Consider the following 13,978-nt stretch of genomic DNA (forward strand, 5'->3'; position numbering starts at 1 on the left):
CCGGGATCGAACCGGCGATCTTCTGCGTGACAGGCAGACATGTTAACCGCTACACCACGGGACCATTTTGGTTGCGGGGACAGGATTTGAACCTGCGACCTTCGGATTATGAGCCCGACGAGCTACCACTGCTCCACCCCGCGACAATAATATACTTACAATGATAAAAAATGGAGGAGGAAGAGGGATTCGAACCCCCGCGCGGTCTTACCCGCCTGTCGGTTTTCAAGACCGATCCCTTCAGCCGAACTTGGGTATTCCTCCGTGTATGGCAGATGCTTTCGCAGCTGAACAAAAGATAATAATAAATGGTCGGGAAGACAGGATTCGAACCTGCGACCCCTTGGTCCCAAACCAAGTGCTCTACCAAGCTGAGCTACTTCCCGTCATATATGGTGCGCTCGGCAGGACTTGAACCTGCAACCTCTTGATTCGTAGTCAAGTGCTCTATCCAATTGAGCTACGAGCGCATATCTTTTTTAAAAATGGTGCCGAGGACCGGAATCGAACCGGTACGGTAGTCACCTACCGCAGGATTTTAAGTCCTGTGCGTCTGCCAGTTCCGCCACCCCGGCATGTTATAAGACTGAACTACTATTAGTAATTTGCAACATTATATAGTATAAGGTATTATCCACATGAAAAGCAATGTTTATTTAAAAAGAATAAGAAAGTATAAGAATTTCATCAATTCAGAACCCAGTATGTACGATATTTATTGAATCGATTGGACAGTATTTCCGCTTACACTTTTACCTAAAAGAAATAGAATGGCGGAGAAAGTGTCTCCGCCATTTTCTCCGCTGCTCCCCAGAACCATCGAAATCATCGAGTGAAAGCTTTGGTTAAGAAGAGAGGGGATACGTAACAATGCCCCTTGATTGCTCTCTCGTGTATCCTATTGCAACATCACTAGATTCCTCACGCCACTCCACATAAGGTCGAATGCCCATTTCATCAATCTTTTTCCATAGGCTTTCTAGGGCTGTTTCAAGATTGTTGTAATAGCTGCTTCTACTTCGTTATATGCATTTTGTGAAGAGCCTTCTCGAATCACATGTGGTAAGTACACAGACTTTATCGGTTCTAAACGATCTGCAGGATACTGTCTGAGTGGGATTAGATCCGAAGTGTTCTTGTAATGTAATCGTGTCTTTAAACATGATGTAAGAAATATCAAAGAAGGTCTTTTTTTAGTTACGATTGTGTTTTCTTACGCAAAATGAATGCAGAGCTTAAAGATATGGTCGCAATATCCGGTTGAACATTTGGAATATAGGTACCTTGTGAATCTAGAGCATGAGCAATATTTTGCAAGATTGAAGTCATTTTTGGAGCGAATGGGTTGGCTGTAGCAAGTTCTAGCAATAGATTATGTATTGCTTGTATATCCTTACCAGAGAGACGGTCCTCTACTAATAAAATGTCCTCTTCGTATTCAAATATTTTTCCTTTAGAGGAAGGAAGAATGAGAGACTCTGCGCGCTCTATATATATCGATTGGTTGTTTTGTTAAAGTAAAGCAAGAATTGAAATAGGGTAGAAGTGCATGTTTTTAGGACAGAATATTTCGTGAAAAACCAAACTGGTTATATTTCCAGGGAAATAATATGTATTTAAGGGAGAGGTGTCATTATGTTTCGTATTTTTAGTTCGAAGTGTGCGATCTGTAAACGCAAATCTAGTCTTTATCGTCTCTATAAAGACCCTAAAGGAAAGAAAGTAAAACTTTGCTTAGAGTGTACTGTATATGCTGAGCGACGTGCTTATCTTAAGCTAAAATAGTCAAGTTCACGAGGACGCAAAGTAAGTGAAAATCATATCTCTCATAGTGTCGTTGGTTTGGATAATAGAAGAATAGACACTTACTTTAGATAGAACGTAAGCTGCTAAAGCTGACATTTTGTCAGCTGTTTTCTTGTTTATAGAGTGAACATATCTGCATATTTATGAATTGATTCACTTTATTGTCGAAATAAAAATAAACTTGTTATACTAGAGTTAGATACTCTCGTTATTTACATAATTTTCGAGTTTTGGGGGCATTAAATGAAAAAATATAGCTTTATTGGACCTTTAGTCGCAATGGTTTTACCCCTTGTCTTATTTCTTTGTTTAAGATTCGGGTTTATTGCAGATCCGCGTTTTATGGATCCAGAAGGACATTTTTATATTGTAAGTGTTGTTGCATTTTTGTCTGCGATTATTGCTATTGCAGTTGGAATTGCGGGAAAAGATTGCAAAATATTAAAGTAAGCTTCTTGGCTTTGTCTTTTATTTCTCTTGCGTTAATGTTTCTATTACATGGTTTATCGATGCCTCACTTATTGTTACATATAACGCATTTAACTGGAGTTGCTGCGCAATTGAGTATGTTTTTAGCTACGATTTGGTTGTGGCTTTCCTCATTGCCTTCAGATAATAAGTTAATTGCATTTCTATCACAGTGGTAAGTAGTACTACTTCCGGGGTGGATTGCATTATTGAGTGTTGTGGTGATCGTTAGTATGCTTTTTCCTCAAATTACTGAAATTGTGCATTTAGATGTGCAACCTATTAACGGGGCAATCGTGTTGTTTACTCTATTATTAAATTTCAATACCATGTTTCGTTATTATCAAACGTATAGATTTTCTCGGTTTCCTCTTCAACTATCAATAGTCTATACTGCAGGATGGTTTATGTTATCCCAAATTATTATGGTTACGGGAGAGATTTGGAGATTTAGCTGGTGGATATATCATTACTTGTTACTTGCATCGATGATTGTAATGCTTATTGGTTTAATAAAGCAGTATGCTACACAAGGAACGTTCATTTCTGCCATGCGTGCTTTATTTACGAATGATCCTTTTGAAAGAATTACGAACAGTATTTCTCCAAGTGTGAAAACTTTAGTTATTGCAACAGAGAAGAAAGACAAATATACTGTAGGCCATACGTTTCGAGTGACGATGTATGCATTGCAACTAGCAGAAGAGCTCCAGCTAAAACCAGAGCAGCTTCATGCAATAGCACAAGGTGGATTAGTGCATGATGTCGGGAAAATTAGTATTCCAGATTCCATTTTAAATAAACCAGGAAAACTTTCAAACGAGGAAAGAGAAATAATAGAACAGCATCCCTTAAGTGGTTACGAAATGTGTAGAGACCTTGGATTTATGAAAGAGGAACTAAGTATTATTAGGTCTCATCATGAGAAATGGGATGGAAGCGGGTACCCGGACAAGCTTAAGGGTGAAGAAATTGATTTGTTAGCTAGAATCGTGGCAGTTGCAGACGTTTATGATGCACTTACTTCAGAGAGATCTTACCGTAAGGCATGGTCCCATAGCAATGCAATGAATTTATTAATGAAAGAAAGAGGGAAACATTTTGATCCAAAATGTGTTAATGCATGGATATCCCTTTGTGATCGAAATCCATCTGTTTATCAATACCCTTCTAATGCCATTAATAGCAATACAACGGGTGTATTAGTTTCTACAATTTAGAAGTTTATAAAACTGTTCGTCCCTACTTAAAAGATTTGAAAATACACTCTTGCACGTATGCTCGGGTGTGTTTTTTCATGAAAAATTTTTGATTATTATAAGTTCAATAAAAATATATGCAATGGTCCAAGGGGGATATATATTTGAAACTATTGGAACAAGAGCTTATATTCGGTCTGAAAATTAACGAAAGTAATTTGTGTCCACGGTTACTATAAAGTCTGTATTTCAGTATTTATATTAAATTTATTGATACCTGTGTCAAATAGGAGATAAAAGGATATTTGAATAAAATTGAAATTGTAAGTAGGCAATAATTATTAATTGGGTTTTTTACGTTAATTTTATTATGCTTATGATAATAGGAGACAATGTGAATGTTAAGGAAACAGACGAGATATTCTAGGCTTGCAAATATAACAAAAATAATAAATACAAAGTTAGAACTACGCGTAGTATTACAGCATGTAACAACGGCGATATCCGAAGAGATTGCTCAATGTAATTCTGTTGGTATTTATTTGCCGCAGAAAGATGGAACATTCAAAGGATTTGTAGGGAAACCAGAGATTATGAATAACGAAACACTCGATATGCAGGTAATTGATCCAGAGATAGATTTACTGGCAAGAGAAGTTATTGAAACCCAAAAAACGGTCTACATCCCTGATACCTCAAAAGATAATCGGTCGGATCCGAGATCAGTTGAAGCCTTTAAAATTAAGTCCTTATTAGCACTGCCTATTTCATTCGAGCAGAATTTATATGGTTTAGTTTTTTTATTTGATTATGGGACTCCAATGAATTTAACAGAGTCAGAAATTCAATCTGTTGAAGCTTATGTGAATATGGCTGCAGTCGCAATTCGAAACGCAAAAATTTTAACACAAAAGGAAAAATTTGTTGAAGAAAAGCAGTTATTACTTAATGTTACACGTGATTTTTCGATGTGTTCCTCGATACAGGAAAGTCTTGATAAATGTTTTTTTCATTTAGAAAAGGTATTAGAAAGTAAAAACATTGCTGCCCACCTTCAAGATTCCTTTGATATAAAAACAATTAGATTAATGAAGTTAAGTAAAGAATGTGATTGGGCAGAAGTAGAATGGATTGAAATCCTTCGTAACATAAGAATGGACCAAAGCTATGATGACATAATTCAAGAGGTTATTAAAACAAAAAGTGTTATTCACATCCTAAGTGAAGATACATTGGGGCTACTTATGATTCCATTGGTTTCAATGGGGGAAGTCCTAGGAGTAATAGTGGTTGTTAATTTAGAAGGAAAAACTCACAATTACGATGAATCCCAAATTCAACTGGCACAATCTATAGTTAATGCTTTAGCCCCTACGTTTTCAAACTTGTTATATATGGATCAACTTGAAAACAGGGTGGAAGAGCGAACAAGGGAACTAGCTGTTGCTGATGAAAAAGTTACAAGTGTAATTGAAGGTATTACAGATGGATTCTTTGCCTTGAATAAAGAATGGGAATTTATTTACGTAAATAAACACCAATATTTACCACGAAGAAAAACAATAAAAGACGTATTAGGTGAAAATATATGGGAGGTATTCCCAAAAAGTGTGGATACGGTCTTCTATAAAGAACTTCATCGTACAATGTCTGAGCGAATTCCAGTACATTTCGAAATTTCTTCAGCATCTGGTAATTATTGGGAGGAGGTATTTGCTTATCCATATGACGAGGGTATCTTTTGTCTTTTTAAAAACATAACGGAAAAAAAGAAATATGAGAAGGAATTTAGAAGATTATCTAACTTAGATTTAATCGGGCAAATGGCAGCAGGTATCAGCCATGAGATTAGAAATCCTATGACAACGGTACGAGGATTTTTGCAGTTATTAAAAAAAGAAGATAAATTTGAGGAATATAATGATTACTTTCATATAATGATTGAAGAACTTGACCGTGCCAATTCTATTATTACTGAATTTCTCTCGATGGGTAATACAAAATCATCCGATTTACAGATGTTAGATTTAAATTCAATTATCCATGATATTGCTCCTTTAATAAAGATTGATACAATTAATCAAAATAAATTTATTGAATTTAATACTCAAGACATTCCAGAATTACTTTTAAATCGTAATGAGATACGGCAATTAATAATAAACCTATACCGTAACGGCCTAGAAGCGATGAGCACAGGGGAAGTCCTAACCATCAGTACCTACAAGGAAGATGAAAATTATGTGGTTCTTGCAGTGCGGGATCAGGGGGAAGGAATAAGGCCTGAAGTGTTAGAGAAATTGGGTACTCCATTTTACACAACTAAAGATAATGGCACTGGTTTAGGTTTAGGGATATGTTATGCCATTGCTGCCCGTCATAATGCAAAAATTGAAATTCAAACAGGATCGGAAGGCACTATTTTTTTTGTAAAATTTAAACTATTAAGCTAATGTTTAAAAACCTCACTTAGTCAAACTGAACCTTAAAGTAGCTAAGTGGAACCTATCCAAATATAGAAAAGTGCGACGAGATAAAACTACATTAAATAGTTTTATCTCGTTTCTTTAGTGCTTAAATTCACTGTACAGTTCTAACTTTACGTTGAATTATACCTGCGAATCCGTATTGACTGTTCAAACATGCTAAGATATAACCAAATAAAAGGATACAAGAGATTTCCGATAAAGGTCGAGAAAGGATTGGACAATGAATTTTTCGATGAATGAAAAAATAATAAAGAAGTTATGTGGTGTTACTGCTTATAAACGGGGTAAATCCTATTACCAGGCAGGAAAAGTACATTTGCAAGCCTTTCAACAAGACGATGTAGTAATCAAAGCCAGTGTGAAAGCTGGGGATGATTTTGATGTCACAGTGGAAGTAAGCCCAAATGGAAACGTTACGGCTACTTGTACTTGCCCGCCGATCGGTTTTGTACAAACGTATTGCCAGCACATCGCGGCAGTTTTACTGGCGATCGAAGCGAACGAGCGAATAGAAGAGCGATTGGCTATGAGAATGATGGATTTGTTTGAAAATAGATCTGTGCATCCTACTGGAAAGCAATTACATTTTGACGAGAGACAGACGCTGCTTGTGGAATTCACATGTCGACCATTCTTTCTTGGGGACGGGGAGTATGTATTTGGAATCCAGATGCGCGTTGGACCAAATGAATTGCATAGTATCCAAAATATAAAAGGATTTCTGACTGAAATAGGGCAACAAGAACCGTTCGAGTATGCTCCAGGGCTGATCTATGCACAGGAACTTTATAGTTTTCCAAGTGAAACTGATGAAGTCCTTCAATTATTAATGAAGAGTCAGCGTGTAACAAACGAATATGTATTACAAGAAGATATATTGTTAATAGCTGCTTCCGATTGGGAGCAGCTACTGTCTTTATTAACAAAAGTATCAGCAGTCAGGTTTATGCAAGATGAAATATTGTATGAGGGAGTTCAGTTCGGGTCAGAGCTGGTGCTAAGCTTTGAATTTGATGAGGCCAATAAGGCAAACTATCAATTGAATGTCAAAGGACTTACGCGAATACTAGTTTTCAAAGCATACGGCTATACATTTTCAGAAGGTAAATTGTACAAGCTTCCACCAGAAGAATGCAACCGACTGGCAGAGTTGAAGGAAATGCTCGAGCAGTCAGGGAAGTACGAAATTGTCATTTCCGAGAACCAAATCGATCATTTTATGGAGAAGGTCATACCAGGGTTAATGAAGCTTGGTCATGTACATATATCAGATTCCATTTCGAAAAGAATGGGAGAAACGCCACTACGGGTCAAGCTGTTTTTAGACCGAGTCAAGCACCGAATTCTAGCAGGATTGGAGTTCCACTATGGACATCTCGTCATCAATCCTTGTGAAGAAATAGAGCAAGCAGTCATGCATTACCCTGGGATTAGACGAAACCTCGATAAGGAGCAGCAAATTATCGATTTACTAATAGTTAATGGATTTACCCAAACACCTGGTGGATTTTACTTATTCGATGAGGAAGCAGAATATCACTTTTTGTACCATGTCCTTGCTGGCATGGAGAAACGGATTCAAATTTATGCATCGACAGCTGTGAAAATGCGTGTACAGAAGGGATATATCGGCCCGAGGATAAAAGTCGAAGTAAAAGAACGTACAGATTGGTTAGAGTTTCGCTTCGATTTAAAAGGAATTTCAGAAAAGGAAATCCAACAACTCATGACTTCAATTAAAGAAAAACTTAAATTTTACCGAATTCCAAACGGTAATTTAGTTTCCTTGGAAACACCAGAATTTTTAGCGCTATCCAACTTCATCATTGATATGGGAATAACGAGTGACACGATCGGTGAAGAAATTCGCGTGCCATTAATAAAGGGAATGCAGTTAGTCGATTCCTTGGGACAAGGCGACCTAGTAGATCCGGGTGAAAACTTTGCAAGGCTCCTGAACAACTTAAACGACCCAAGTAACTTAGAATTGGATGGGCCTATCCCTTTAACAGAAGTACTTCGAGACTATCAAAAAGCAGGATTCAGATGGTTTCAGCTACTTGCCAAATATAAATTCGGAGGAATTCTCGCGGATGATATGGGGCTCGGTAAAACGTTGCAAAGTATTGCATTCATCGAATCAGTCCTTCCAGATGTGCGAGCGAGACAATTACCGGTACTGATCGTATGTCCAGCTGCACTGCTTTACAATTGGAAGAACGAGTTGGAAAAATTTACACCTCATATTAAAGCGGTAATCATAGATGGTAATAAATTAAAAAGAAGTACGTTATGGAAAACATCGTTAAATACTGAAGTAATAATTACCTCGTACCCAACGCTACGAATGGATACAGAACTATACCAGAATCGACTTTTTCATACGATGTTTGTTGATGAAGCTCAAGCTTTTAAAAATCCAATGACCAAGACCGCAAAAGCAGTGAAGGTGGTCCAAGCGGAATACCGATTTGCACTGACAGGAACGCCGATTGAGAACTCGTTAGACGAGCTATGGTCTATTTTTCATGTTGTGTTTCCCGGTTTATTGCCAGGTAGAAGAGCCTTTAGTGAATTAAGTAGAGAAAATATAGCGAAACGAGTGCGACCATTCATATTACGACGCATGAAAAAAGATGTTCTAAAAGAGCTGCCAGACAAGATTGAAACAGTGCTGTTCTCTGATTTACATGAGGAGCAGAAAAAGTTATACGCAGCTTATTTGGCGGAACTAAAACAAGATGCATTGAAGCATTTAAAGAACAAAACTCTTCAAAAAAATCGGATAAGAATATTAGCTGGCCTTACAAGGCTTCGACAACTTTGCTGTCATCCAGGCCTCTTTGTGGAGGGATACACGGGAAGTTCGGCCAAGTTTGAGCAATTGATGGAAGTATTAGAGGAATGCCGCATATCAGGTAGAAGAGTGCTTGTTTTTTCACAGTTTACGCAAATGTTAGGCATTATAAGAGGGCAATTGGTGAGGAAAGGTATTCCTTACTTTTACTTAGATGGCCAAACCATTCCTTCCGACAGGGTAGCGTTATGTGATCGCTTTAATGATGGGGAGGGAGATCTATTTCTCATATCGCTAAAAGCAGGGGGAACCGGCTTAAATTTGACTGGAGCAGATACGGTTATCCTCTACGATCTTTGGTGGAATCCAGCCGTTGAACAGCAAGCTGCAGACCGTGCACACCGTATGGGACAGGAGAATGAAGTACATATCATTCGCTTAATAGCCAAGGGTACCATCGAAGAAAAGATAAACGAACTCCAACACAAAAAGAAAAGCCTCATTGATGAAGTGATTCAATCAGGTCAAGATTCCTTAACGAGCATGACAGAAGAGGATATAAAAGAGATATTGTTGATTGAGTGAGAGAACATTTGCACTTACCAAACGAATGTTTACAAAAACGTACGCACGTTTACAAGTTTGTATTCATGTGTACAAACTTGTAAACAAAAAGAATACAAAAGAGTATGCTTGTACACACCTACGTACACATGTTGTTTTATATGGATGTGTACGTATTTGTTTACAAGTATACGGCGGTAGATGAAATGTTTACTTTATGAAAACAACTTTTGGTGGATTGACTTAGACATTAACATAAGGTAATATTTAGTAGTTATTGATGTAGAAACATATAATTGAAAGGGATGATTTGATGAACACTTCTAGAATTTGTGCAGTAGATGTAGGAAACGATTCAGTAAAGGCTTTATTTGGAAAGTTAGATTTTGAGCTATATATTCCGAATGTGATTGCAAGCTCAACAGAAGATAGACCAGTTATAGGGATAGAGGACTTAAATGAAAAGGATCCGGTAGAGGGAATCCATATTAAAATCCACTCACCTGCTCTAAAAGAGAACAATGCAGTTTATCGTGTTGGTAATTTAGCTACAAAAAGTGACAATGCAAGTGAACTAGATCCAGGTAGTAACAAATCAGAGGAAGACCAGACATTGGTTATGCTTTTTGCGTCATTAGCGTTAGATGCAGCAAGAGAAGAAAACTCTGGGATTTTTAAAAAGAATAATAATGTAATTGATGCAACTTACACTCTAGGTACGGGATTGCCCCTTCGTGAAGTGAAAGAAGGGAAAGATGTTGGCTACCGTTCGCAATTACTAAGTTCAGTTCATCAAGTTGAATTTTTAGTAACTCCAAAATACCAGGGGATAAAGGTAAATATTAAATTTGACGAAGTGAAGATTTATCCAGAAGGATTTGCAGCTTATATAAACTTAGTAATGGATAATAATTTAAACGTTATTAATAGAGATTTAATAGACAAAAGTATATTGATTCAAGATATTGGCGGACTATCAACGGATATCGCAGTCATTAAAAATCGTAATGTTGACGACGATAAAGCGCAAGGGTTTAATCTAGGTGTATCTGAAGCCTTAGAGTCTATTAGAGAAGAAATTAGATTGAAACATGGTGTGGAATTAGATAGTCGTAGAGATGTTGTTGATATTATTACAAGAAAAAATGACCGCAATCATATTATGGTAAAAGGAAGTCGCACAAGCGTCCATGATATCACGGATAGAATTCTACTGGACTTAGCGAAGAAGGAATATCGCCATTTACGTAACGTTTGGCAAAAAAATTCCCAAACAGAAATTTGCTATTTTGTAGGCGGTGGAGCAATCGTACTAAAAGAATATATCAAAACGATAAATAATAACTTAAATGGCTACAACATTGAATTCTTTGAAGACGAAAAAGAAAGTATTTGGATGATGGCAAATGCTTATCGTAAATTAATTTCTGATTTTGTTAGGAAGAATAGTAAAGAAATAAAAAGTAATGAACCAATAAAAAGTAATCAACCAATAAAAAATAATGAACACATGAAACAAAAAGTAGAAAAATAAGGTGATTCCATGGAAAAGGTGGGGATGACTGGAATTCAGAGAGGACAAGCAATTACATTTCGTCTTCCTGCTGATACTCCAGATCACATCGTAAGGCAAATGCAAAAGTTAAAGGAAACGGAGAAAAGAAACTTTTCTAGTAAAATAGCAGAGTTTGTTTTGGACGGGGTGAGCAACTCACTATCCAAGGATAAAGAAACAGTAACGATTCCAATGCCGAAGAAATTAAGTAAGGAACAGCGTAATTGGCTCAAACACGCACATTCAGAAGCGATGCTTGGGAATATTGTTTATCATTTATTGACGGATCCTGTTCGAGCAATGTCTATTCTAGCCTCTCTTAACAGCAATGCTTTAGATATTGACCAGGCTCTGTATTTACAGGCTGAGCCTACTGGAAATATAGAACAAGCTTTGAAAAATGAAAGTACGCAGACTAATATTTCGAGTGAATTTGAAGAAGATCAAGGGGAATATCTTCCTGATGAATTGGAAGATGATTTGATGAACTTTGATTGGGACAAGGCCAAACAAGAACATGGCTCTTTTGAAGGGAACTCGGAGGAAAGTGTCGAGATAGAAAGCTTAGATGATTTACTTGGTGGCTTCCTATCGAAAATGAATAAATAACTAGGAACAAAATTATTTAGTGACCCTGTATGAGAAACGTGAATGTTTCTCATACAGGGTCATATAAATATATATATGCATTATTTATTTGAAAGGACGATTCAATGAAAATAAGTATCAGATATCAAAGACTTATTTTTGCTTTTTTCATGGCACTAGCCATGTCTTTTTTTGTTTCATTTGTACTAGTTTCTATTAATTTTGGTTATAACGGTAGTTTCTTTAATAATTGGTTTAAAATTTGGTCTCAGGCTTTTGTCTGTGCATTCTTGGGGGCCTATTTCTTCCCGGTTCAAATAAACAAAATTATGAATAAGATTAAGTTTACAGAGAACAATTAATAATGAAGTTTTAGACAAACTATTGGATGATTATGCACTAACCTTCAACTATTTCTCCCTATAAAACTGGTAGACGGGTTGTTTTTAAAAGACATTCTAATATTAGTAGACCTATACGGAATTGAAAACTTCTTACTTCTACAACAATCTCTTCATTTTTGAATGGTACACAATTGTATTCTTTTCTACATGTAAATACGAGAGATCTAAGGGAAACTACTGTGTGGTTTCCCTTAGATCTCTCGTATTTATTGAAGTAAAAAAATTTGACATGCTTTTCGAAATTGAATAACTAAACTAACTAATTAGTACATGCATACTAATGTTAAAAAATCTTTCAGCGACCCCTGTGCTAGAAATATTCACGTTCATTATCAACGCTGGCTCATAATAGAGGGAAATCACACGGTAATGATGATGTAGTAAATGTCTGATCAAAACACATCTAAAGTAATTCAAACTGGTTTTGTTCTTAATAGAAGATTGCGCATTACCTAAAATAACTATTGACATTCAAACAATAATGAAGGAATATTGTAAATATACAATAAAGCATATAAGTTTAATGGGTATTTAATGAAAGGTGGATATACTAATGTATTTAACCATTGAGGGAATAGAGAAAAGCTTTTCTCACCAAGAAAAAGGTCAAATAAAAGTACTAGACAATATTAATTTAGAAGTCGAAAAAGGTCAGTTTGTTTCCATTGTGGGTCCATCCGGTTGTGGAAAATCGACATTACTATATCTTATTGCGGGTCTTGAACATGCGGATAAAGGCGAAATTCATATAGAAGGTAAAAAAGTGACGAGTGCTGGTCCTGATCGGGTCGTGGTCTTTCAAGATGATGGCTTGTTCCCATGGTTGACTGTAATGGACAACGTAACGTATGGCTTACTGTTGAAAAAGATACCTAAAAAAGAAGCTGAATTGAAGGCAAGAGAAATGTTGAAAATGATGCATTTAGGAAACTATATCGATTCTTATCCGCATCAACTATCTGGAGGAATGAAGCAGCGTGTGGCCATTGCGCGTGCACTTGTGATGGAGCCAGAGGTTTTATTAATGGATGAGCCATTTGCAGCACTAGATGAACAAACGCGGATGGTTTTACATAAAGAACTAATTGAGATTTGGAAGAAAACGAAGGTGACGATTTTCTTCATCACACATAACATTCGAGAAGCAGTGCTATTATCTGAAAAGATTATTGTATTTGCAACGCGTCCTGGAAAAATAAAAGCAACTTTTACTTCTACAAGGATGAAAGATGGCTTTACGCCGAATGATTCAACGCTGTTCTTAGAGAAACAAATTTTGGAAGTGCTACAAGAAGAAATAGAGAAAGTGTTAAAGGAGGAAATGGGTGATGACTACAATTTTAAGACGGATAATCTTCATCGCGATTCTAGCGACAATCTGGGAAGTCACATCTAGATTATCAAGTTTACCAGATTTTATGTTTCCAAGTTTCTTAGAAGTTATGAAGACGCTTATTTCAGGAATTATAAGCGGGCAAATATTAACAGCTATTGGCGCAAGTTTAAGTCGCTTACTCATTGGATTTACAATTGCATCAGTATTGGGTCTGTTCTTAGGTTATTTAATTTGGAGATACAAATTAGTTGAAGATACACTTGGCTTCCTTATTACAGCGTTGCAGTCGATCCCAAGTATCGTTTGGTTTCCACTGGCAATTATCTGGTTTGGAATGAATAATATGGCGATTCTTTTCATTGTGACAATTGGGGCTACATGGACGATAACAGTTAGTGCGACAAGTGGTTTTAAAAATGTACCTCGACTTTATCAGAATGTTGCTAAGACATTAGGATCGAGTGGTACTCACTTTCTACGTACGGTAATTTTTCCATCTTCTGTTCCACAACTTATTTCGGGCTTACGAATTGCATGGGCATTCGCTTGGCGTGCATTAATGGCAGGTGAGTTGCTCGGCGCAGGTGGTGGGCTTGGACAGCTACTGGAAGCAGGTAGATCGCTTGGACAAATGGATTTAGTTATCTCCGTCATGATTATTATCGGTATCATCGGTACGGTTATGGACAATTTTGTTTTCTTACGCTTAGAATCTAAAGTGCAGAAGAAATGGGGACTTAGTTAAATTAGTTCCAAAATTAAATAGAAATAA

The 13,978-nt window shown here is 36.7% G+C and carries 11 protein-coding genes and 5 tRNA genes; 11 read left to right on the plus strand and 5 right to left on the minus strand.

The annotated features are described in order from the left end of the window. Positions 1–68: 68 nt before the first annotated feature. From C7437_RS07215 to C7437_RS07235, 5 genes are all read right to left on the minus strand, one after another. Positions 69–143, minus strand: a tRNA-Met gene (locus tag C7437_RS07215). A 28-nt stretch (positions 144–171) separates the two neighbouring features. After that, positions 172–264: transfer RNA gene (locus C7437_RS07220), tRNA-Ser, on the minus strand. Between the two features lie 45 nt (positions 265–309). Next, positions 310–386 (minus strand) — tRNA-Pro (locus tag C7437_RS07225). Positions 387–393: 7 nt separating this feature from the next. Further along, positions 394–470, minus strand: a tRNA-Arg gene (locus tag C7437_RS07230). A gap of 16 nt (positions 471–486) precedes the next feature. Continuing rightward, positions 487–575: transfer RNA gene (locus C7437_RS07235), tRNA-Leu, on the minus strand. A 1,474-nt stretch (positions 576–2,049) separates the two neighbouring features. Between C7437_RS07235 and C7437_RS17150 the strand changes: the two genes are divergently transcribed. The 11 genes from C7437_RS17150 (at position 2,050) to C7437_RS07280 (ending at position 13,951) form a co-directional block, all read left to right on the plus strand. Continuing rightward, positions 2,050–2,256, plus strand: a complete 207-nt coding sequence (locus C7437_RS17150) for a hypothetical protein (RefSeq protein WP_245909239.1) — start codon at positions 2,050–2,052, stop codon at positions 2,254–2,256. Then, entirely contained in the window at positions 2,238–2,453 is a 216-nt protein-coding gene (locus C7437_RS17155; RefSeq protein ID WP_245909240.1) for a hypothetical protein, read from the plus strand. The genes C7437_RS17150 and C7437_RS17155 overlap by 19 nt, the downstream gene beginning before the upstream one ends. Positions 2,454–2,492: 39 nt before the next feature. Further along, positions 2,493–3,494, plus strand: coding sequence for an HD-GYP domain-containing protein (locus C7437_RS07240; protein WP_245909257.1), 1,002 nt, complete (start codon positions 2,493–2,495; stop codon positions 3,492–3,494). Positions 3,495–3,871: 377 nt separating this feature from the next. Continuing rightward, a complete protein-coding gene (locus C7437_RS07245; RefSeq protein ID WP_111439019.1) occupies positions 3,872–5,926 on the plus strand; it encodes an ATP-binding protein in 2,055 nt (684 codons plus the stop codon). A gap of 256 nt (positions 5,927–6,182) precedes the next feature. Continuing rightward, positions 6,183–9,344 (plus strand): DEAD/DEAH box helicase, encoded by a 3,162-nt coding sequence (locus C7437_RS07250; RefSeq protein WP_111439020.1) that lies wholly within the window; start codon positions 6,183–6,185, stop codon positions 9,342–9,344. Beyond that, positions 9,337–9,528, plus strand: a complete 192-nt coding sequence (locus C7437_RS07255) for a hypothetical protein (RefSeq protein ID WP_111439021.1) — start codon at positions 9,337–9,339, stop codon at positions 9,526–9,528. The genes C7437_RS07250 and C7437_RS07255 overlap by 8 nt, the downstream gene beginning before the upstream one ends. Before the next feature lie 108 nt (positions 9,529–9,636). Next, positions 9,637–10,857 (plus strand): ParM/StbA family protein, encoded by a 1,221-nt coding sequence (locus tag C7437_RS07260; protein ID WP_111439022.1) that lies wholly within the window; start codon positions 9,637–9,639, stop codon positions 10,855–10,857. Positions 10,858–10,866: 9 nt separating this feature from the next. Continuing rightward, positions 10,867–11,487, plus strand: coding sequence for a hypothetical protein (locus C7437_RS07265; protein WP_111439023.1), 621 nt, complete (start codon positions 10,867–10,869; stop codon positions 11,485–11,487). 104 nt (positions 11,488–11,591) lie between these two features. Next, complete coding sequence (locus C7437_RS07270) at positions 11,592–11,828, plus strand: DUF2798 domain-containing protein (protein ID WP_111439024.1); 237 nt, start codon at positions 11,592–11,594, stop codon at positions 11,826–11,828. A 595-nt stretch (positions 11,829–12,423) separates the two neighbouring features. Further along, positions 12,424–13,266 carry an ABC transporter ATP-binding protein gene (locus C7437_RS07275; RefSeq protein ID WP_111439025.1) on the plus strand — a complete coding sequence of 281 codons (843 nt, stop codon included), beginning with the start codon at positions 12,424–12,426 and terminating at the stop codon, positions 13,264–13,266. Beyond that, positions 13,199–13,951 carry an ABC transporter permease gene (locus tag C7437_RS07280; protein WP_111439026.1) on the plus strand — a complete coding sequence of 251 codons (753 nt, stop codon included), beginning with the start codon at positions 13,199–13,201 and terminating at the stop codon, positions 13,949–13,951. Before C7437_RS07275 ends, C7437_RS07280 begins: the two co-directional genes overlap by 68 nt. Positions 13,952–13,978 lie beyond the last annotated feature (27 nt).

The sequence above is a fragment of the Psychrobacillus insolitus genome (assembly GCF_003254155.1).
GTDB classification, from domain to species: domain Bacteria; phylum Bacillota; class Bacilli; order Bacillales_A; family Planococcaceae; genus Psychrobacillus; species Psychrobacillus insolitus.